At 68.4% G+C, this 19,096-nt stretch carries 21 protein-coding genes; 3 read left to right on the top strand and 18 right to left on the bottom strand.

Annotation, left to right across the window (positions count from 1 at the left end; translation table 11 throughout):
• Positions 1 to 31 precede the first annotated feature (31 nt).
• The 13 genes from nuoK to FHR32_RS16285 form a co-directional block, all read right to left on the bottom strand.
• Positions 32 to 328: an NADH-quinone oxidoreductase subunit NuoK gene (nuoK, locus tag FHR32_RS16345; RefSeq protein WP_184755091.1), complete on the bottom strand. Its 297-nt coding sequence runs from the start codon at positions 326 to 328 to the stop codon at positions 32 to 34.
• Positions 325 to 1,158, bottom strand: coding sequence for an NADH-quinone oxidoreductase subunit J (locus tag FHR32_RS16340; protein ID WP_246466170.1), 834 nt, complete (start codon positions 1,156 to 1,158; stop codon positions 325 to 327). Before FHR32_RS16340 ends, nuoK begins: the two co-directional genes overlap by 4 nt.
• Entirely contained in the window at positions 1,151 to 1,666 is a 516-nt protein-coding gene (gene nuoI / locus FHR32_RS16335; protein WP_184755090.1) for an NADH-quinone oxidoreductase subunit NuoI, read from the bottom strand. Before nuoI ends, FHR32_RS16340 begins: the two co-directional genes overlap by 8 nt.
• Positions 1,653 to 3,005, bottom strand: coding sequence for an NADH-quinone oxidoreductase subunit NuoH (gene nuoH, locus FHR32_RS16330; RefSeq protein ID WP_184755089.1), 1,353 nt, complete (start codon positions 3,003 to 3,005; stop codon positions 1,653 to 1,655). The genes nuoI and nuoH overlap by 14 nt, the downstream gene beginning before the upstream one ends.
• Before the next feature lie 7 nt (positions 3,006 to 3,012).
• The gene (locus FHR32_RS16325) at positions 3,013 to 5,535 is read right to left on the bottom strand and encodes an NADH-quinone oxidoreductase subunit G (protein WP_246466169.1); all 2,523 of its coding nucleotides are present in this window, start codon (positions 5,533 to 5,535) and stop codon (positions 3,013 to 3,015) included.
• 58 nt (positions 5,536 to 5,593) lie between these two features.
• A complete protein-coding gene (nuoF, locus tag FHR32_RS16320; protein ID WP_184755088.1) occupies positions 5,594 to 6,880 on the bottom strand; it encodes an NADH-quinone oxidoreductase subunit NuoF in 1,287 nt (428 codons plus the stop codon).
• On the bottom strand, positions 6,877 to 7,536 hold the full coding sequence (nuoE, locus tag FHR32_RS16315) for an NADH-quinone oxidoreductase subunit NuoE (RefSeq protein WP_184755087.1): 660 nt from the start codon (positions 7,534 to 7,536) through the stop codon (positions 6,877 to 6,879). Before nuoE ends, nuoF begins: the two co-directional genes overlap by 4 nt.
• Positions 7,533 to 8,858 (bottom strand): NADH-quinone oxidoreductase subunit D, encoded by a 1,326-nt coding sequence (locus FHR32_RS16310; protein ID WP_184755086.1) that lies wholly within the window; start codon positions 8,856 to 8,858, stop codon positions 7,533 to 7,535. Before FHR32_RS16310 ends, nuoE begins: the two co-directional genes overlap by 4 nt.
• Positions 8,855 to 9,532: an NADH-quinone oxidoreductase subunit C gene (locus FHR32_RS16305; RefSeq protein ID WP_184755085.1), complete on the bottom strand. Its 678-nt coding sequence runs from the start codon at positions 9,530 to 9,532 to the stop codon at positions 8,855 to 8,857. The genes FHR32_RS16310 and FHR32_RS16305 overlap by 4 nt, the downstream gene beginning before the upstream one ends.
• A 17-nt stretch (positions 9,533 to 9,549) precedes the next feature.
• Positions 9,550 to 10,101 (bottom strand): NuoB/complex I 20 kDa subunit family protein, encoded by a 552-nt coding sequence (locus tag FHR32_RS16300; RefSeq protein WP_184755084.1) that lies wholly within the window; start codon positions 10,099 to 10,101, stop codon positions 9,550 to 9,552.
• Between the two features lie 2 nt (positions 10,102 to 10,103).
• Positions 10,104 to 10,463 carry an NADH-quinone oxidoreductase subunit A gene (locus FHR32_RS16295; protein WP_031169666.1) on the bottom strand — a complete coding sequence of 120 codons (360 nt, stop codon included), beginning with the start codon at positions 10,461 to 10,463 and terminating at the stop codon, positions 10,104 to 10,106.
• A 120-nt stretch (positions 10,464 to 10,583) separates the two neighbouring features.
• Positions 10,584 to 11,843 carry a geranylgeranyl reductase family protein gene (locus tag FHR32_RS16290; protein WP_184756557.1) on the bottom strand — a complete coding sequence of 420 codons (1,260 nt, stop codon included), beginning with the start codon at positions 11,841 to 11,843 and terminating at the stop codon, positions 10,584 to 10,586.
• 167 nt (positions 11,844 to 12,010) lie between these two features.
• Positions 12,011 to 12,745 (bottom strand): demethylmenaquinone methyltransferase, encoded by a 735-nt coding sequence (locus tag FHR32_RS16285; RefSeq protein ID WP_184755083.1) that lies wholly within the window; start codon positions 12,743 to 12,745, stop codon positions 12,011 to 12,013.
• A 78-nt stretch (positions 12,746 to 12,823) separates the two neighbouring features.
• Between FHR32_RS16285 and FHR32_RS16280 the strand changes: the two genes are divergently transcribed.
• Positions 12,824 to 14,074: a delta-60 repeat domain-containing protein gene (locus FHR32_RS16280; protein WP_246466168.1), complete on the top strand. Its 1,251-nt coding sequence runs from the start codon at positions 12,824 to 12,826 to the stop codon at positions 14,072 to 14,074.
• Here the strand turns inward: FHR32_RS16280 and FHR32_RS16275 are convergent, their stop codons facing one another.
• A complete protein-coding gene (locus FHR32_RS16275) occupies positions 14,075 to 14,272 on the bottom strand; it encodes a DUF4229 domain-containing protein (protein ID WP_184755082.1) in 198 nt (65 codons plus the stop codon).
• Between the two features lie 262 nt (positions 14,273 to 14,534).
• Between FHR32_RS16275 and FHR32_RS16270 the strand changes: the two genes are divergently transcribed.
• The gene (locus FHR32_RS16270; protein WP_012887349.1) at positions 14,535 to 14,774 is read left to right on the top strand and encodes a BldC family transcriptional regulator; all 240 of its coding nucleotides are present in this window, start codon (positions 14,535 to 14,537) and stop codon (positions 14,772 to 14,774) included.
• A gap of 148 nt (positions 14,775 to 14,922) precedes the next feature.
• Here FHR32_RS16270 and FHR32_RS16265 read toward each other — a convergent pair whose 3' ends face one another.
• Both FHR32_RS16265 and FHR32_RS16260 read right to left on the bottom strand, forming a co-directional pair.
• The gene (locus tag FHR32_RS16265) at positions 14,923 to 15,162 is read right to left on the bottom strand and encodes a hypothetical protein (protein ID WP_184755081.1); all 240 of its coding nucleotides are present in this window, start codon (positions 15,160 to 15,162) and stop codon (positions 14,923 to 14,925) included.
• A 10-nt stretch (positions 15,163 to 15,172) separates the two neighbouring features.
• Complete coding sequence (locus FHR32_RS16260; protein ID WP_184755080.1) at positions 15,173 to 16,009, bottom strand: hypothetical protein; 837 nt, start codon at positions 16,007 to 16,009, stop codon at positions 15,173 to 15,175.
• A 112-nt stretch (positions 16,010 to 16,121) separates the two neighbouring features.
• Here FHR32_RS16260 and FHR32_RS16255 point away from each other — a divergent pair, with 112 nt between their 5' ends.
• Positions 16,122 to 16,427 (top strand): PLD nuclease N-terminal domain-containing protein, encoded by a 306-nt coding sequence (locus FHR32_RS16255; RefSeq protein WP_246466167.1) that lies wholly within the window; start codon positions 16,122 to 16,124, stop codon positions 16,425 to 16,427.
• A 49-nt stretch (positions 16,428 to 16,476) separates the two neighbouring features.
• Here FHR32_RS16255 and ccsB read toward each other — a convergent pair whose 3' ends face one another.
• Complete coding sequence (ccsB, locus tag FHR32_RS16250; protein ID WP_184755078.1) at positions 16,477 to 17,436, bottom strand: c-type cytochrome biogenesis protein CcsB; 960 nt, start codon at positions 17,434 to 17,436, stop codon at positions 16,477 to 16,479.
• Positions 17,426 to 19,081 carry a cytochrome c biogenesis protein ResB gene (gene resB, locus FHR32_RS16245; RefSeq protein WP_312882394.1) on the bottom strand — a complete coding sequence of 552 codons (1,656 nt, stop codon included), beginning with the start codon at positions 19,079 to 19,081 and terminating at the stop codon, positions 17,426 to 17,428. Before resB ends, ccsB begins: the two co-directional genes overlap by 11 nt.
• Between the last annotated feature and the right edge of the window lie 15 nt (positions 19,082 to 19,096).

Below are 19,096 nucleotides of genomic sequence, written 5' to 3'. Positions count from 1 at the left end.
GGATGATGTCAGCGGGTTCCACGGCCACCTCTTAGTACTTCAGCAGGTTGGCGTCGTCCACCGACGCGGACCTGCGGGTTCGGAAGATCATCACGATGATGGCAAGGCCGATCACGACCTCCGCCGCGGCCACCACCATCACGAAGAACGCGATGAGCTGGCCGTCCAGGTTGCCGTGCTGCCTGGCGAAGGCGACGAACGCGAGGTTGCAGGCGTTGAGCATGAGCTCCACGCACATGAACACCACGATCGCGTTGCGCCGCACCAGCACGCCGACACCACCGATCGCGAACAGCAGCGCGGAGAGCACCAGGTAGTGAGTGGTCACTTGCTGTCCTCCTGCTGAAGCGCGTCCTTCGCCTGGACGGGCCTGTCGGCCAGGTCGGGGTCCTCATCCTGGGCGGCGTCCTTGTCCAGGACCTGCCTGATGAGTGCCGCCTTCGCCGGGTCGGTGGGCGTGAAGCCGTCCTCGATCTCGTGCCTGGCGAGCACCCGGTTGATCGACTTGGGCGAGACCGAGCCGTCGGGCAGCAGGGCCGGCATGTCGATCGCGTTGTGCAGCGCGTAGGTGCCCGGACCGGGCAGCGGCGACGGCTGCGGGCCGGTGAACCGGGCGCGGGCCAGGTCACGCTGGGTGGCCTTGGGCTGGATCCGCTCACGGTGGGCCAGGACCATCGCACCGAGCGCGGCGGTGATCAGCAGCGCCGAGGTGACCTCGAAGGCGAAGACGTACCGGGTGAAGATGAGCTGTGCCAGAGCCGGAACGTTGCCGCCCGACTCCTTGATCGCGCCGGCGATGCCCACCTCCGGGGTGAACACCGTGTTGCCGACCCCCAGGGCGAGCAGGGCGGCGAAGCTCAGGCCCGCGATGGTCGCCCAGAAGCGCTGCCCCTTGATCGTCTCGACCAGCGAGTCGGCGGAGTCCACGCCGACGAGCATCAGGACGAACAGGAAGAGCATCATGACCGCGCCGGTGTAGACGATGATCTGCACCGCGGCGAGGAAGGGGGCGTCCTGGACGGCGTAGAGCACCGCGAGGGACAGCATGACGACGCCCAGCATGAGTGCCGAGTAGACGGCCTTGCGGCTGAAGACGAGCCCGAGGGCGGCCGACACCGAGACGACCGCCAGCACCCAGAACGTGATGGTCTCACCCATTGTTACGTCCCAGCCGGTAGTAGTCCTCTTCGGTCTCGCCCAGACGCATCGCGTGCGGGGGGACCTCCATGCCGGGACCGAGCGGCGCGAGGAGCATCTCCTTGGTGTAGATGAGGCTCTCGCGGCTCGAGTCGGCGAGCTCGTACTCGTTGGTCATGGTCAGCGCACGGGTCGGGCAGGCCTCGATGCAGAGGCCGCACAGAATGCACCGCAGATAGTTGATCTGGTAGGTGCGCCCGTACCGCTCACCCGGCGAGAACCGCTCCTCGTCGGTGTTGTCCGCACCCTCGACGAAGATCGCGTCGGCCGGACACGCCCAGGCGCAGAGCTCACAGCCGACGCACTTCTCCAGGCCGTCGGGCCAGCGGTTGAGCTGGTGCCGGCCGTGGAAGCGCGGAGCCGTGGGCCGCTTCTCCTCGGGGTAGTTGACCGTCTCGACCTTCTTGAACATGGTGTGGAAGGTCACGCCGAACCCCTTGACGGGGTTCAGCCAATCAGTTAGTCCCACTGGGAACCTCCTTGCGCTCTACCCCGTGGTAGTGCGGCAGGTCGAGCGGCGGCACAGGGAAACCACCCGCGGCCGGCTCGGCGTTGAGCCGCTCGAACTCGGCCTGGACCTGAGCGGCCTTTTCGTCCTTGCGCCTCTGCAGCACGCTGTCGAAGCGCCACCAGGTGGCGATGCAGCCGACGAGCACGAGCGCAGCCATGATCATTACCAGCGACCGGTTGGCGCCGTCCGTCTGCAGGGCCCGGACGGTGGCGACCAGCAGGATCCAGCCCAGGTTGAGCGGGATGAGGACCTTCCAGCCGAGGGCCATGAGCTGGTCGTAGCGGACGCGCGGCAGCGAGGCGCGGCACCAGATGAAGAAGGAGAAGACCAGCACCATCTTCAGGAAGAACCACAGCAGCGGCCACCAGCCGGCGTTCGCCCCGTCCCACATGGAGATCGGCCACGGGGCCCGCCAGCCACCCATGAACAGGGTGATCGACACGGCGGACACCACGAAGACGTTGACGTACTCGGCGAGCATGATGACCGCGAACTTCAGCGAGTTGGAGTACTCGGTCTGGAAGCCGCCGACCAGCTCGCCCTCGCCCTCGGGCAGGTCGAAGGGGACCCGGTTGGTCTCGCCCAGCATCGTGACGATGTAGATCAGGAAGGACGGGATCAGCAGGATCATGTACCACGAGGGCATCGGGACGTTGAGGCCGCCCAGCGTGAGCGTGCTGCCGTTCGCCTGTGCGGCCACGATCTCCGAGGTGGACAGCGTCCCGGCGTACAGGAACACGCCCACGAACGACAGGCCCATCGCGATCTCGTAGGAGACCACCTGCGCGCTGGCCCGGAGGCCGCCCAGGATCGTGTACGGGGAGCGCGATCCCCAGCCCGCGAGCACGATGCCGTACACGCCGATCGAGGCCATCGCCAGCACCAGCAGCACGGCGACCGGCAGGTCGGTGAGCTGCAGCGGCGTCTTGACGCCGAACATAGAGACGATCGGCCCCATCGGGATGACGGAGAAGGCCAGGAAGGCGGGGACCGCGAGGACGACCGGGGCGATGAAGTAGATCACCTTGTCCACGGTCCGCGGCATCAGGTCTTCCTTGAGACCCATCTTCAGGCCGTCGGCCACCGACTGGAGCAGGCCGAACTTGCCGGCCCGGTTGGGACCGTACCGGTTCTGCATGCGGGAGATGAGCTTGCGCTCGAACCACACGCCGAACAGGACGCCCAGCATCAAGACGATGAAGATGACGACGGCCTTGATGATGCTGATCCAGAGAGGGTCCTTGCCGAAGTCGGCAAGGGTCGGATCGGCCGCCGCTAGAAGAGTCCGGGCATTCATTGGTCGCTCACCGCTCCTCGTTCGCGTCGTGGGCGGTCGCCGGGCCGGAGGCTCGCTCCGGAGGCGCCGTCTCGCCGGCCACTGCGCTCATTGCGTCGGGTCCGCTCGCGAGGGCACTCCCGATCCTGACGATGTCACCGGCCGTGGCGCACAGGTCACGGGTCGCCGAGCGGCCGGCGGAGTTCGCCGGCAGCCAGACCACCCTGTCGGGCAGGTCGGCGATCCGGACCGGCAGGCTCAGCGAGCCCTGCTCCGTGATGACGGTGATCTTGTCGCCGTCGGCGACGCCGGTCTCGGCCGCGGTCGCCGCCGAGACCAGGGCCTCGGACGTCCGGGAGGTGCCCGCGAGGTACGGCTCGCCGTCCTGCAGGCGGCCGTCGTCGAGCAGCAGGTGCCAGGTGGCGAGGACGGCCTCCCCCGCCTTCGGAGCCGCGGTCGCCCGGCCGCGCGCGGCCGGGGCCGAGGCCCGGGAGCCGCGCCACGCGCCGATGGAGCTGAGCTCACGGCGGGCGGCGGCGGGGTCGGGGAGACCGAGGTGCACGTCCATGTGGTCGGCGATCGCGGAGACGGCCCGCAGGTCGCTCATGATCCCGGGGACCGGGAGCGCCTCCTCGAACGTACGGCCGCGCCCCTCCCAGTTGACGAACGTGCCGGACTTCTCGGTCACCGCGGCGACCGGCAGCACCACATCGGCGCGGTCGGTGACCGCGCTGGCGCGCTGCTCCAGGCTCACGATGAACGGGGTGTTCTCCAGGGCCGCCAGGGCGGCCTCGGGGTCGGCCAGGTCGTAAGGGTCGACACCGGCGACGACGAGGGCGTCGAGCTCCCCGTTCAGTGCCGCCGCCAGGATGGCGGAGGTGTCGCGGCCCGGGACCTCGGGAAGCGAGGCGACGTTCCATGCCCTGGCCACCTCGGCGCGGGCGGTCTCGTCGTCGGCCGGACGGCCGATCGGCAGCAGGTTCGGCAGCGCTCCGGCCTCGATCGCGCCGCGCTCACCGGCGCGGCGCGGGACCCAGGCCAGGCGGGCGCCGCCGGCCTCGGCCAGCCGTACCAGCGCGGACAGGGCGCCCGGTGCGGTGGCGAGCCGCTCACCGGCGAGGATGATCGTGCCCGGCTGCTTGACCGCCTCGGAGAGCGGCGAGACGCCGGAGATCAGGTCCTCGACGGCCGCGGCCTCGGCGCCGGGCAGCGTGCGCACCAGCGTGCCGCCCATCTTGGCCAGCGACTCGGTGGCGAACGGCGCGATCGAGAAGACCTTCAGGCCCTTCTTCCGCCACGCCTTGCGCAGGCGCAGGAAGACGATCGGCGACTCGTCCTCGGGCTCGAAGCCCACCAGGAGCACGGCCGGGGCCTTCTCGAGGTCGCGGTAGCGGATCTCGATGCCCTTGCCCGCGACGGCGTGCGCGAGGAACTGCGCCTCCTCCGCGGAGTGGGGCCGGGAGCGGAAGTCGACGTCGTTGGTGCCGAGCGCGATCCGGGCGAACTTGGCGTAGCCGTAGGCCTCCTCGACGGTGACACGGCCGCCGACGAGCACCCCGGCGCTGCCGCGGGCGGCGGCCAGACCCTTGGCCGCGGCGGCGAACGCCTCGGGCCAGGAGGCCGGCACCAGGTGGCCCTCCTCGTCACGGACGAGGGGGGTCTTCAGCCGGTCGGGCTGGGTCGCGTAGGTGAAGGCCCAGCGGCCCTTGTCGCAGTTCCACTCCTCGTTGACCTCCGGGTCGTCCCCGGCCAGCCGCCGGGTGACCTTGCCGCGGCGGTGGTCGGTGCGGAGCGAGCAGCCGCTGGCGCAGTGTTCGCACGCGCTGGGCGTGGAGACCAGGTCGAACGGGCGGGCCTGGAACCGGTAGGCGGCGCCGGTCAGCGCGCCCACCGGGCAGATCTGGATGGTGTTGCCCGAGAAGTAGGACTCGAACGGCTGTCCGTCGGCGGCGCCGACCTGCTCCTTGGCCCCGCGCTCGAAGAAGTCGATGAGCGGGTCACCGGCGATCTCATCGGAGAAGCGGATGCATCGGGCGCACTGGACGCAGCGCTCGCGGTCGAGCAGCACCTCGGTGGAGAGCGCGACCGGCTTGTCGAAAGTGCGCTTCTTCTCCTCGAAGCGGCTCTCGCCCTGACCGTTGGACATGGCCTGGTTCTGCAGCGGGCACTCGCCGCCCTTGTCGCAGACCGGGCAGTCCAGCGGGTGGTTCAGGAGCAGCAGCTCCATCACGCCGCGCTGAGCCTTCTCCGCGACCGGGGAGGTGAGCTGGGTCTGGATGACCATGCCCGGAGCGACCTCGATGGCGCAGGAGGGCTGCGGCTTCGGGAAGCCCCGGCCGTTGCCCGCGTCGGTGATGTCCACCAGGCACTGGCGGCAGTTGGCGGCCGGCTCCAGCAGCGGGTGGTCGCAGAACCGGGGGATCTGGATTCCGAGCAGCTCGGCCGCCCGGATGATCAACGTGCCCTTCGGAACGCTCACCTGGAAACCGTCGATCGTGACGGTCACCAGATCTACCGGTGCCTGGGCCGGTGTCGTCGCTTCGACGGTCATGGCGCCTCCTCCGTCGGCCCCGGGACCGAGACGGTGCTGTGCTTGCTGGGTGCCTCGCTCACTTGTCCCCCCACACCGTGGACGGAGCGTGATCGAACGGGCAGCCGCCGATCTCGAAGTGCTTGAGGTATTCGTCGCGGAAGTACTTCACCGAGGAGTGGATGGGGCTGGTGGCACCGTCGCCCAGGGCGCAGAAGGAACGTCCCAGGATGTTGTCGGCGATGTCGGTGATCGTGGTCAGGTCCTCCTCGGTGCCCTGACCCTTCTCCAGCCGCTTGAGCACCTGCTTGAGCCAGTAGGTGCCCTCCCGGCAGGGAGTGCACTTACCGCAGGACTCGTGCGCGTAGAACTCGGTCCACCGCAGCACGGCGCGGACCACGCAGGTGGTCTCGTCGAAGATCTGCAGGGCCCGGGTCCCGAGCATGGAGCCCTTGGCGCCGACCGACTCGAAGTCGAGCGGTACGTCCAGGTGCTCGTCGGTGAAGATCGGGGTGCTCGATCCGCCCGGGGTCCAGAACTTGATCTGGTGTCCCTCGCGGATGCCGCCCGCCATGTCGAGCAGCTCGCGCAGCGTGATGCCGAGTGGGGCCTCGTACTGGCCGGGGCGGGTGACGTGGCCGCTCAGCGAGAAGATGCCGAAGCCCTTGGACTTCTCGGTGCCCATCCCCGCGAACCAGTCGGCCCCGTTGGAGATGATCGAGGGAACACTGGCCACGGACTCCACGTTGTTCACGACGGTGGGCGAGGCGTAGAGGCCCGCCACGGCCGGGAAGGGGGGCTTGAGCCGAGGTTGGCCGCGATACCCCTCCAGCGAGTCCAGCAGCGCCGTCTCCTCGCCGCAGATGTAGGCGCCGGCTCCGCTGTGGACCACGAGCTCCAGGTCGAAGCCGGAGCCGAAGAGGTCCTTGCCGAGCAGGCCCGCCTCGTAGGCCTCGGCCACCGCCGCCTGCAGGCGGCGGATGACGTGCAGCACCTCGCCGCGGACGTAGATGAAGGCGTGGTTGGCGCGGATCGCGTACGACGTGATGATGACGCCCTCGACCAGCGCGTGCGGGTTGGCCATCATGAGCGGGATGTCCTTGCAGGTGCCCGGCTCGGACTCGTCGGCGTTGACCACCAGGTAGTGCGGCTTGCCGTCCCCCTGGGGGATGAAGCCCCACTTCATGCCGGTGGGGAAGCCCGCACCGCCGCGGCCGCGCAGGCCGGAGTCCTTGACGGCCTGGATGACGGCGTCGGGGTCCATGCCCAGCGCCTTCCTGGCCGCCGCGTAGTCGCCGTAGCCCTCCAGGGTGAAGGAGTTGGGCTGGTCCCAGTTCGCGGTGAGGACCGGAGTGAGAGTCGTCATGGTGCCTCGGGGGCCTTCCATCCGTTGGCCTTGGCGATCTTGAGCCCTTCGAGGGAGGGACCGTTCGCCGAGGGACCGTCGCCGGCCAGACCGTCGGGCAGACCGGACAGCACCCGCGAGGCCTCCTTGAAGGTGCAGAGCCTCTTGGGCCCTCGGGTCGGCGAGATCTCCTTGCCGTCCCTCAGGTCGTCGACGAGCTGCTTGGCCGAGGCGGGGGTCTGGTTGTCGAAGAACTCCCAGTTGACCATCATGACCGGGGCGAAGTCACAGGCGGCGTTGCACTCGATCCGCTCCAGCGAGACCTTCCCGTCCGGGGTCGCCTCGTCGTGGCCGACGCCGACGTGCTCCGACAGCTCGTCCCAGATCTGGTCGCCGCCCATGACCGCGCACAGCGTGTTGATGCACACGCCGACGTGGTAATCGCCCATCGGCTTGCGCTTGTACATCGTGTAGAAGGTCGACACGCCCACGACCTCGGCCTTGCTCAGGCCGAGCATCTCGGCGCAGAACTCCTGGCCGTCGTCGGAGACGTAACCGTCCTCCGACTGCACCAGGTGCAGCAGGGGCAGCAGGGCCGACCGGGTCTTGGGATAGCGGCCGATGATCTCCTTGGCGTCTCGTTCCAGACGCTCCCGGACTTCCGGTGTATACGTCACCGGTCCACACCTCCCATGACGGGGTCGATCGAAGCCACTGCCGAGATGACGTCGGCGACCATGCCGCCCTCACATGTCACGGGCATGGCCTGCAGGTTCGTGAATGACGGGTCGCGGAAGTGCACACGGTAGGGCCGGGTGCCGCCGTCGCTGACCACGTGGGCGCCGAGCTCGCCGCGGGGCGACTCGACCGAGGCGAAGGCCTGCCCGGCCGGGACCCGGAAGCCCTCGGTCACCAGCTTGAAGTGGTGGATCAGCGCTTCCATCGAGCCGCTCATGATGTGCGCGATGTGGTCGGGCGAGTTGCCGAGACCGTCGGGGCCGAGCGCGAGCTGCGCGGGCCAGCCGATCTTCTTGTCGTCCACCATCACGCGACCGCCCTTGAGCGGCCCGGACAGGCGGTCCAGAGCCTGCTCGATGATCTTGAGCGACTCCTCCATCTCGGCCACGCGCACGAGGTAGCGGCCGTAGACGTCGGCGGTCTTCTCGGTCGGGACGTCGAACTCGTAGGTCTCGTACCCGCAGTAGGGCTGCGACTTGCGCAGGTCCCAGGGCAGGCCCGCGGCCCGCAGCATCGGGCCGGTGACGCCCAGGGCCATGCAGCCGGTGAGGTCGAGGTAGGCGACGTCCTTGGTGCGGGCCAGGTAGACCGGGTTCGCGTCGAGCATCTTGCGCATGTCCTTGATGCGCCCCGGCATGACCTTGAGCAGCTCGCCGACCTTGTCCACGGCGCCTGCCGGGAGGTCGACCGAGACGCCGCCGGGCCGGACGTAGGCCATGTTCATCCGCAGGCCGGTGATGTACTCCATCACGTCGAGCACCATCTCGCGCTCGCGGGACCCGAAGAGGAACGGCGTGGTGGCGCCCAGCTCCATGCCGAAGGTGCCGATGGCCACCATGTGCGAGGAGATGCGGGTGAGCTCCATCATCATCACGCGGATGGCCTGGGCCCGCTCGGGGATCCGGTCGGTGATGCCGAGCAGCTTCTCGACGCCCATGCAGTAGGCGGTCTCGTTGAAGATCGGAGCGAGATAGTCCATCCGGGTGACGAACGTCGTCCCCTGGGTCCACGTCCGGAACTCGATGTTCTTCTCGATGCCGGTGTGCAGGTAGCCGATGACCGTGCGGGCCTCGGTGACCGTCTCGCCGTCCAGGTTCAGCACCAGGCGGAGCACACCGTGCGTGGACGGGTGCTGCGGCCCCATGTTGATGACGAGCTGCTCGTCCTGCTGGCCGGTGAGGGTCTCGACCAGCTCCGTCCAGTCGTTGCCGGAGACGGTGTAGACCTTGCCCTCGGTTGCTTCCTCATAGGGAACGGTCACTTGTACGACCTCCTCTCATCCGGCGCGGGAACCTGGGCACCGCGGTATTCGACCGGGATGCCGCCCAGCGGGTAGTCCTTGCGCTGGGGGTGACCGTCCCAGTCGTCGGGCATCATGATGCGGGTCAGCGCCGGGTGGCCGTCGAAGACGATCCCGAAGAAGTCCCAGGTTTCCCGCTCGTGCCAGTCGTGGGTCGGGTAGACCGGAACGGTGGAGGGAATGTGCGGGTCGGAGTCGGGGCAGGACACCTCGATGCGCAGGCGCCGGTTGTGCGTGATCGAGCACAGGTGGATCACCGCGTGCAGCTCCTCACCTTCCAGGTGGGGATAGTGCACTCCGGAGACGCCGAGCGACAGCTCGAAGCGCAGGGCCGGGTCGTCGCGCAGGATCCTGGCGACCTCCAGCAGGCGCTCGCGCTTGACGTGGAAGGTCAGCTCGCCGCGGTCCACGACCACGCGCTCGACCGCGTCGCCGAGGTCGCCGCCCAGTGCCCGCTCCAGCTCGTCGGCGATGACGTCGAAGTAGCCGCCGTAGGGGCGGACGGAGGACAGCTGGGGCTTGCGCCGTACGACCAGGCCACCGTAACCGGAGGTGTCACCGGACCCCGAGGCGCCGAACATGCCCAGGTGGGCGATCGGCTCCTCCGGGACTTCGGGGAGATTGTCCGCAGTCATTAGTTACTCACCGCTCCTCATTTGGCGGTTCCCTGGTCGATCAGCGGCAGTGTCCGCAGTGCCTGCAGTTCGAGCTCGTCGATCTGCTTGGCACGATGCGCGCCGAACTTCATGTTCTGGATCTTGTCGTGCAGCTTCACGATCGCGTCGATGAGCATCTCGGGCCGCGGCGGGCAGCCGGGGAGGTAGATGTCGACGGGGACGACGTGGTCCACGCCCTGCACGATGGCGTAGTTGTTGAACATGCCGCCGCTGGAGGCGCAGACGCCCATGGCGATGACCCACTTGGGCTCGGCCATCTGGTCGTAGATCTGGCGCAGCACCGGGGCCATCTTCTGGGACAGCCGGCCCGCCACGATCATCAGGTCCGCCTGGCGCGGAGACGCCGAAGCGCGCTCCATACCGAAGCGCGCCAGGTCGTGCTTGGGACCACCGGTGGACATCAGCTCGATGGCGCAGCAGGCGAGACCGAAGGTCGCCGGCCAGACGGAGTTCTTACGCGCCCAGCCGGCGACCTGCTCGACCGTGCTGAGCATGAACCCGCTCGGAAGTTTCTCTTCAAGTCCCATATCTAGTCCCAGTCCAGACCCTTGCGGCGCCACACGTACGCGTAGGCCACGAGCACGGTGACGATGAACAGCACCATCTCGACCAACCCGAACATGCCGAGCTGGTCGAACGCGACCGCCCACGGGTAGAGGAAGATGATCTCGATGTCGAACACGATGAAGAGCATCGCGGTGATCATGTACTTCAGCGGGAAGCGACCACCGCCGACAGGTTGAGGTGTCGGCTCGATACCGCATTCGTAGGCGTCGAGTTTCGCGCGGTTCCAGCGCCTGGGACCGGTGAAGGGCGCGATCGTCACTGAGAAGATCGCAAATCCCGCCGCGAGAACGGCGAGCACCAGGATGGGTGCGTACAGCTCCATCGCTACGCCTCCTCTCCCATCTCCACGCGCGCCGGCGCGTAGCTCATCACATTGTTTTGTCGTGCAAGTTTATTCAGGGGGATCATCGCTCTGTTCCAGGTGCGAAGGCGTCTGATGCGATCATGCCGGTGGCGCGACCTTCGACAGAGCGTTGATGATGCGGTCTGACGCGTCGCCTCGCCGGTCGGTGAGGTTGGCAAGAAGCTTGAGGGCGAAACGCATCAGGCTGGGGTGAGGCAGCGCGTGACGCGTGAAGAAGTCCATCACGCCGCGATGCCCGATGAGCTCCACGAAGCCCCTGCCCAGGGTGAAATAGCCACCATAGGCGTCCTTCAACGTCTGAGGATAGGCGCGCAGCACGCGCTCCCGCTGGGCGGGGGTCGCCCTGGCCAGCGCCTGGACGATGCTCTCGGCCGCGATGTGGCCGGTCTCCATCGCGTAGGCGATGCCCTCCCCGTTGAACGGGTTGATCATCCCACCCGCGTCGCCTACCAGCACCAGGCCCCGTGTGTAGTGCGGCTGACGGTTGAAGGCCATCGGCAGCGCCGCGCCCCTGATGGGGCCCGTCATGTTCTCCTCGACGTAGCCCCACTCCGGGGGCATGCCCTTGACCCAGCGCTTGAGCAGGTCGCGGTAGTCCATTCCCTTGAAGGACTCGGAGGTGTTCAGCAACCCCAGACCCACGTTGGAGGTGCCGTCGCCGACGCCGAAGATCCAGCCGTAGCCCGGCAGCAGGGTGTCGCCGTCCCACAGCTCCAGCCAGGTCTCCAGGTAGTCGTCGTCGTGCCGCGGACTCTCGAAATAGGTCCGTACGGCGACGCCCATCGGGCGGTCCTCGCGCTTGTGCAACCCCATCGCCAGGGAGATCCGGGTGGAGTTGCCGTCGGCGGCGACCACCAGGCGGGACCGGTAGGAGACCTCTTCGCCGTCCTTCTTCGCGACCACGCCCACGATGTGGCCGCTGCGGTCGTCGAGGATCGGGGCGGTGACGTTGACGCCCTGCAGCAGGCGGACCCCGCCGCGCACCGCGTTGTCGGCGAGGATCTGGTCGAAGTCCTGCCGGGTGCGGACCAGCCCGAAGTCCGGATAGTTGGACAGCTCGGGCCAGTCGAGCTCGAAACGCATCCCGCCGCCGACCACCCGCAGGCCCTTGTTCCTGACCCATCCGGGAGCGTCGATGTCGATCCCCATGGCGATGAGCTGCTTGACCGCTCGGGGCGTCAGCCCGTCGCCGCAGACCTTCTCACGGGGGAATGTGGTCTTCTCAAGCAGCAGGACGTCGAGCCCGGCCTGTGCGAGATGGAAAGCGGTTGTCGAACCGGCGGGCCCGGCGCCGACGACGATGACGTCGGCGTCAGCCTCAGCGACGTTCCGCTGCATGGCGGCTGGCACGGTCACGGGACCTGTCCTGTCCTACAAGCTTTGACGGCCTCGGGGTAAGGGGCCCTTCGTTCCTTTGTGAAGGTCTTCACAAACTTGTCGGCCCGAAGTCTAACCCCTTTGAGAGGCGAAGTGTCAGTCGGGTACGGCTATCGCCTGCGAATCTTCTATGAGGGCTTATACGCACGGTGAAGCGCCACAATCCCGAGGGCGAGGTTGCGCCAGGCGACCCGCTCCCAGCCCGCCCCCTGGATGATCTTCGCCAGCGCCGCCTGGTCCGGCCACGCCCTGATCGACTCCGCCAGGTACTCGTATGAGTCGTCGTTGGAACCGACCAGCTTGGCGGCCTGCGGCATCAGCTTCATGAGGTACTGCGAGTATACGAGGTCGAAGGACCTGAACGTCGGATGGGAGAACTCGAGGATCACCAGGCGCGCCCCCGGCTTGGCGACCCGGAGCATCTCACGCAGCGCCTGATCGGTGTCCTGGACGTTGCGCAGCGCGGTCGAGATCGTCACCGCGTCGAAGACCCCGTCGGCGAAGGGCAGCCTCAGCGCGTCACCCGCGATGAAACTGACCCCGCGCACACCGCCGCCGGAGAGGCCGGAGAGGCCGGAGCCACCCCGCCGGCGCACGCCGGTGCGCAGCATTCCCAGCGAGAAGTCCGAGGCGATCGCACGGGCGCCCAGCGTGGTGAAGGCGTCGGTGGAGGTGCCGGTGCCCGCCCCCAGGTCGAGGACCAGCTCACCGGGGCCCGCGTCGACGGCCGCCGCCGTCGCCTTACGCCACAGTCGGACCTGCCCGAGCGAGATCACGTCATTGACCAGGTCATATCGCCGGGCCGTGCGATCGAACATCGCGGCGACCTCATGCGGTTGCTTGTCCAGCGAAGCGCGCGTCATGGGGACAAGCCTAGGCCTGCTTGGACAATCCACGGAAAGTAGTCTCTCGATTACCAAGAGTCTGCTAGAAATTGCCGAATGTTTGCCAGAACCACTTCCGTGCTGGTCGCGGCCCTGATGGTGGCCTCCACCGGGGTCGCAACCGCCGGCACCACGAAGCACAGCAAGGTCGTCTCGACCGATCCGGTGGACACCACCCCGCACGTGCTCGATGGGATCGTCAACGCCATCGCCCTGGTGGGCGGCACGGTGGTGGTCGGCGGATCGTTCGGCGAGGTCCGTGACGCCGGGAGCGCGACGACCCTGAAACGCGACAACATCTTCGCCTACGACCTGGCCACCGGGCGGATCCTGCCCGGCTTCGAGCCGTCCCTCGACCGCCCGGTCAACGCCCTGGCCGCGGGGGCCGACGGCACCGTCTACGCCGGCGGCGAGTTCGCGACGACCGGCTATGCCAGGACCCGCGGGCTGGCCCGGCTGCGGCTGTCCGACGGGGCTCAGGTGAGCGGCTTCGACGCCCAGGTCCAGGGCGGCATCGTCACCAGCCTGGTCCGGCGTGACTCCCACCTCTATGTGGGTGGCGACTTCACCGGAGTAGGCCGCGTCTCCCGCACGGCCCTCGCCCGGCTGGACGCCACCACCGGCGCCGTCGACCCGGACTTCACCATCGAGCCGGGCGCCCCCCGGGGAAGCCGGGTCAAGGTCCAGGCGATGGCTCTCGCCCGGGACCGGCTGGCGGTCGACGGCAACTTCACCACCCTCAACGGACAGTCGCGGCCCCAGCTCGGCCTCGTCGACGTCGGCGCCCTGCCGGCGGCGGTCGCCGACTGGCGGACGGACGCCTACGCGGGCCCGTGCATGGACGTCTTCCCCAGCTACGTGAGGGGCCTGGATTTCGCCCCCGATGGCGACTACTTCGCGGTCGTGACGACCGGCGGTCCCGCGCGGGGCGGAAAGATGTGCGACACCGCCGCGCGCTTCGAGACCCGCACCAGGGGAGAGGTGGCGCCGACATGGGTGAACCACACCGGCGGCGACTCCCTCTACTCGGTGTCGGTCACCGGCGCGGCGGTCTACGTGGGCGGCCACCAGCGCTGGCTGGACAATCCCCTCGGCCACGATTCGGCCGGACCGGGAGCGGTGGAACGGCCCGGCATCGGGGCGATCCACCCTCAGACGGGGAAGGCCCTGAAGTGGAATCCGACAAGAGAGCGTGGAATCGGCGTCAAAGCATTCCTGGCCCACCCCGGTGGCCTACTTGTTGGTAGTGACACAACGCAGCTGGGTCGCGAGTACCATGCCCGAGTCGGCATGTTCCCGATGCCGTGATCACTCCCGATTCTTGGCGATCCGCTCACTCACCGCGTCACGCTGCTTGGACAGTAGGACGTAACTGGCCACGCCGCTGACCAGGAATGACGCGACCAGCAGGATCAACGGCTGACGTAGGCCGAGAAGATAGAGCACACCGATGGTCACGGCCAGGAGGCCCAGCCGGGACGCGGTGTAAACGAAGACGGGATGCACAGCATCGAGGTTACGTCACTCCGCCTGTTTGGGCGCGAGGACGAAGGCGGAGCCGACGCTCTTCGCACCAAGCACGAGCAATGCTAGTGTGCCCAACAGATCAGTTTCGTAAAGAAACAGCCACGAGAGTCCCAAAGAGGCTCTATCATATAACAATCGGGCAGTCAGTCGATAACAACCCGTGATCTTTGTTCAAAAGCACGGATAAATCAGGCTTCGCTCGGCACACTGGTTACCTGTCCGCCCGCTGGCAGGAAGCGGGATGCGAGGGGGAGAGATTGTGGAGAGTAGCAGCGAGCGTCTGCTGACGCCCGGAGAGGTTGCCGCCCTCTTCCGGGTCGACCCAAAAACGGTTACACGCTGGGCCGCGGCAGGCCGTATCAGCAGCATCCGTACCCCCGGAGGGCACCGGCGGTTCCGCGAGTCGGAAGTGCACGCCCTTCTGCGTGGAGAGGACGTCTTGACGGCCGAACGGCCGGCAGGCGAGTCCCCGCGCGTCTGACGACTTATGACGTCACACCACTGGTGATCCTGCGCGCCTTACCCGGAAGCCGCAGGGTCACCGTGGAGTCGTGTGAGCCGCGGACTCCGATGTGGACGTCGATTTCGCGACCGGTGACCTCCCCCGTAACCGAGTCGCCGCGCTGGCGCTAACTGTCCTGCTCGGCCTTGAAAGCCAGGAACTCCCGCTCCAGCTCGTCGTTCTCCTCAGCCCATCGCCGCCGCCGCCGTGCCGCCTCCTCCTCGGTGAGTGCCTCGGGCAACCAGCGGTCGTAGTCCGGATCCCCCGGTGAGAGCTCCACATACGCGTTGCCGATCAGACGCCCGTCATCGCTGGACAGGCTCTGTGGCACACGCAGAGTCCCGTCAGCGAGCCGGATGACGTACATCCCAGATCACCTAGATTCCGTAACGCCGGTTGAAGAACAGCATGACATTGAGCGCCATCCGCGTGTCGCCGCCGAGCATGTCCACCAGGGCGGGGCGCTGCCGGGAGGCGATGGCGGCGAACGCGTCGGCAAAGAACTCCCTGCGCCCCAGTTCCCCCGGCTGCCGGTGGAAACAGGAGGCCAGGACGGGGACGCACTGGTCGTAGAGGGCGGCGAACTCCGGTGAGTCGGAGACCCAGTCGCCGTGGGGCGCGTCCACGTCGTCCAGGGCGTGCCCCACCTCGTGCATCATCACATCGGGGGTGGGCGAGGGGCGGTCGCCCACCACGACCTTGCGGTCGCCGTACGCCCCGGCGCAGATGTCCCAGGTGGCCCGGCCCGACGGTAACGGCGCCCCCCGCAGGTAGGCCATGTCGTCCAGGTCGGGCACCCCGCCCTCGCCGACGTAGATGCCGTCGAGGCCCTCGGCCAGCTTGTCCTTCAGCCGCTCCGGCAGCCTGGCGAGACTCTCCACGGCCCGCACGACCTCGGGGGACGGCGGCCCGTGCCAGGAGTCCCACTGGCGGTGCAGGATGCGCTCGAGGCTGCCGCAGTGCCGCAGGCCGTCGCCGAAGGAGGGGAGATCCGGAGCGTTGGGCTGCGCCCGGGGACGCTCGTCCTCCAGCTCGAAGTCCTGCCAGGTGTACTGCGGGCGGTCCACCACAGGTGCCGTCACGGCGCCCGACCGCCGTTCGGGGTCCACCGGGACCTCACGCGGCGCCTCCCTGACGGGACTCTCCGTGTGCTGGGCCGGGCCACGCTGCCACCAGCGCCGTCGATGACGGCCCTTGTCGGCTGAACTCGCCATCACGCCCCCGGGGGAAGTGGCAACAGGTCCCACCGTACGGCGCGGGCCTCCGTCCGTCACCCGGAACGGGGGCCTTGGCACACCCTCGCTTGGAATGGCTTACAGTTCGGGCATGCCCCTGCTTGTCGCTCTGGCACTGCTCGCCTTCTGGCTCTACTGCTTGTTCGACGCCATAACCACGCCGGACGAGCAGACGAGGAACCTGCCCAAACTTCTGTGGGTGATCATCATTGTGCTGCTGCCGCCGGTCGGCGGCCTGTTCTGGCTCCTGCTCGGGCGGCCCACCGGCCCCTACGAGGCCCGCGCCTTTCCGCCCGGGGAAAACCGGGCGCGGCCCCGCCCCCAGGCGCCGAAGGGCCCGGACGACGATCCCGACTTCCTGAAGGACCTCGACCGGCGGCTGCGCGACGAGGAGTAGGCGAGGGCCCGCGGGAGCGGGCCTCGCGTCGTGGAGGTTCCCCCGGCGCTCAGGGGACCTCGGCGTAGGAGTGCAGGCCGCCGAGGAGGATGTTCACGCCGACCAGGTTGAACAGCAGGCAGCCGAAGGCGATGAGCTGCACGATCATGGCGGCCCGGCCCTTGAAGCCCGCGGTGGCCCGGGCGTGCAGGTAGCCGGCGTAGGCGATCCAGGTGATGAAGGCCCAGATCTCCTTGGGGTCCCAGCCCCAGTAGCGGCCCCAGGCCTTGTCGGCCCAGAGCGCGCCGGCGATGACGGCGAAGGTCCAGATCGGGAAGCCGATCACGATGGCCCGGTGCGCGACCCGCTCCAGGTCCGCCCGCGACGGCAGGCGGACGGCGGTGTCTTTCCTGACCAGGTAGAGGATGCCGGAGACGCCGGCCATGATGAACAGGCCGCTGGCGATGATCGCCGCCGTCACGTGGATCGCGACCCAGTAGGAGTTGAGTGCGGGCACCACCGGGCCGGCCTGCACATGCAGGTACCGTACGGCGAAACCGAGCCCCAGGGCGGCCGCGACCGTGACGAACGCGCCAAGGAACCGGGTCCCGTAGCGGACGGTCATGAACAGGAACGCGCTCACCGCCGCGAAGCACATGGCGACCACGAACTCGTACATGTTGCCCCACGGCCACCGGCCCACGGACAGGCCGCGGGTGAGGATGGACGTCAGATGCGCGGCCCAGCCGACCCAGGTCAGACCGACCGCGACAGGACCGGCCCACCTCGTCCAGGCCGGAGTCGCCTTCTCAGACGGGCTCTGGCCCTCCTCGGAACCGGGCGGGGCGGCGTCCGTACCACCGCCGACCGTGACCAGCACACGGCCGGCCTGCGCGCCCGCCCTGACCTTCGAGCGGCCGAAGCCGAGGTCGAGGGCGTAACCGATCATTGCGAAGACGTAGAGCAGCACCGTCGCCAAGGTGAGCTGATCGCTCAGCGTGGCGAGGCCGGCATTGACCTCAGCGGTCATCCTTCACTCCTGGGTTCAAAACGGAGACGATCTCGGCGAACTCCTCGCTGAAATCGTTACCTTCGGTACGCGTGAGGCCGCCCACCTCGATGTGCCGGCGGCCGTGCTCGTCACGTTCTTCCGTCTGCGGTGCGGAGCCGTCCGGCTCCTCCACCGCCCGGGCCACGTCCTTCAGACGTACCCACACCCTGCGGCGGCGGACGGTCAGGGAGAGCACGAGGCCGAGGACGGCCAGGCTGGCGGCCACGAACGCGGGCATCCGGCCCGGATCGTAGGTGATCTGGAGGGCGATCCACTCCTTGACCCCGGTGAACTCGATCGACCCCGTGCCCTGCGGCAGGTCGAGTTTCTTGCCCACGGCCAGCGGGTCGGCCTTCATGACCAGCGGCTTCATCTTCTTCAGGCTCGCCGGGTCGAGCTCGTAGACCGACTGGGGCCGACCGCTCTTCATGCCCAGGTCCCCGGCGAAAGCGCCGTACACCTGGGCCGTGGGGTTGGCCGCACCGGGGAAGACCGACACCCATTGACCGTTCATCGGCACGGTTGTCGGCAGGAAGGCCACGAGAAGGCCGAGCTGCTCCGGCTGGGCGTCCGGCACCTTGATCACGCATTCGGAGGTGAAGGTGGCCGGCTGGGCGACCAGGCAGGGCACCGGACCGTCGAAGGCGACCTGCCCCTTGCCGTCTGTGATCTTGAAGGTGGGCGCGTAGCCGTGGTCGATCAGGTAGGTCAGCGTGCCGTTGACGTCCAGCGGCTCGTTGACCTTGAGCTCGTAGTCGCGCTCCCGCGCTCCGGGAGCGTCGGTGACCTTCAGCTTCGCGCCGAAGTCCAGGGGCTGTCCCTGCCGCTCGCCCCGGGCGATGTAGGTGGCCTGGAAGTCGTCGAGGGTGAAGGAGAACGGCTCCAGCGACTCGGCGCTCACCTGCTGGCCGGGCATGTAGCGGTCGTAGGCGGCGACCGTGTTGGCGAACCCGTCCCCCTCCACGACCAGCACGTTGCCGCGGTAGCCGAACAGCGCGCCCGCCCCGACCGCGACCAGCAGCCCGAGCAGCGCGACGTGGAACATCAGGTTGCCGGTCTCGCGCAGGTATCCCTTCTCGGCCGCGACCCAGTCCGGGCCCGTGGTCACCCGGAACCGTTTCGCACGCAGCCGCGCCGCCACCTCCTCGACGGTCAGGTCACCGTCGAACGCGGCGTGCTGGGGCAGCCGGGCCAGGTTGCGCGGCGGCGCGGGCGGTTTCCTGCGCAGCTCGCGCAGGTGGGCCGCGGTGCGCGGAAGCACACAGCCGATGAGGGAGACGAACAGCAGCAGGTAGATGGCGGCGAACCACGGCGCCCTGAACACGTCGAACAGCCAGAACCGGTCCAGCCACTCGGCGAGCCGAGGGTAGTCGGCGAAGTACTGTGCCACCTTGCCGTCGGAGACGCCGCGCTGCGGCCAGATCGACCCCGGGACCGAGGCCAGCGCGAACAGGAACAGCAGGATCAGCGCGGTCTTCATCGAGGTCAGCGTGCGCCAGAACCAGCGCGCCCACCCCACGGGCCCGAGCTTCGCGGGCCGTACGGCGGGCTTCTCCTCGATCGAGGCCGTGTCCACGGCGGCACCCGCCTGGTCGCTCACCGACTCCGGACTGGTTTCGCTCACCGCTCGCTCCTCCGC

It is taken from the genome of Streptosporangium album (assembly GCF_014203795.1).
GTDB lineage: Bacteria > Actinomycetota > Actinomycetes > Streptosporangiales > Streptosporangiaceae > Streptosporangium > Streptosporangium album.
The sequence above is the reverse complement of the archived record's forward strand: the minus strand, read 5'-3'. Positions and strand labels throughout refer to the sequence as shown.

Excerpts from the sequence above, each read along its gene's own strand:
- nuoF (WP_184755088.1), bottom strand. The coding sequence starts at position 6,880 with ATGACGACTCTCACTCCGGTCCTCACCGCGAACTGGGACCAGCCCAAC.
- FHR32_RS16265 (WP_184755081.1), bottom strand. The coding sequence starts at position 15,162 with ATGTACGTCATCCGGCTCGCTGACGGGACTCTGCGTGTGCCACAGAGC.
- FHR32_RS16340 (WP_246466170.1), bottom strand. The coding sequence starts at position 1,158 with ATGGGTGAGACCATCACGTTCTGGGTGCTGGCGGTCGTCTCGGTGTCG.
- ccsB (WP_184755078.1), bottom strand. The coding sequence starts at position 17,436 with ATGACCGCTGAGGTCAATGCCGGCCTCGCCACGCTGAGCGATCAGCTC.
- FHR32_RS16255 (WP_246466167.1), top strand. The coding sequence starts at position 16,122 with ATGCCCCTGCTTGTCGCTCTGGCACTGCTCGCCTTCTGGCTCTACTGC.
- FHR32_RS16260 (WP_184755080.1), bottom strand. The coding sequence starts at position 16,009 with ATGGCGAGTTCAGCCGACAAGGGCCGTCATCGACGGCGCTGGTGGCAG.
- FHR32_RS16300 (WP_184755084.1), bottom strand. The coding sequence starts at position 10,101 with ATGGGACTTGAAGAGAAACTTCCGAGCGGGTTCATGCTCAGCACGGTC.
- FHR32_RS16285 (WP_184755083.1), bottom strand. The coding sequence starts at position 12,745 with ATGACGCGCGCTTCGCTGGACAAGCAACCGCATGAGGTCGCCGCGATG.
- FHR32_RS16295 (WP_031169666.1), bottom strand. The coding sequence starts at position 10,463 with ATGGAGCTGTACGCACCCATCCTGGTGCTCGCCGTTCTCGCGGCGGGA.
- FHR32_RS16270 (WP_012887349.1), top strand. The coding sequence starts at position 14,535 with ATGCGAGGGGGAGAGATTGTGGAGAGTAGCAGCGAGCGTCTGCTGACG.
- FHR32_RS16290 (WP_184756557.1), bottom strand. The coding sequence starts at position 11,843 with ATGCAGCGGAACGTCGCTGAGGCTGACGCCGACGTCATCGTCGTCGGC.
- FHR32_RS16305 (WP_184755085.1), bottom strand. The coding sequence starts at position 9,532 with ATGACTGCGGACAATCTCCCCGAAGTCCCGGAGGAGCCGATCGCCCAC.
- nuoH (WP_184755089.1), bottom strand. The coding sequence starts at position 3,005 with ATGAATGCCCGGACTCTTCTAGCGGCGGCCGATCCGACCCTTGCCGAC.
- FHR32_RS16280 (WP_246466168.1), top strand. The coding sequence starts at position 12,824 with ATGTTTGCCAGAACCACTTCCGTGCTGGTCGCGGCCCTGATGGTGGCC.
- FHR32_RS16325 (WP_246466169.1), bottom strand. The coding sequence starts at position 5,535 with ATGACCGTCGAAGCGACGACACCGGCCCAGGCACCGGTAGATCTGGTG.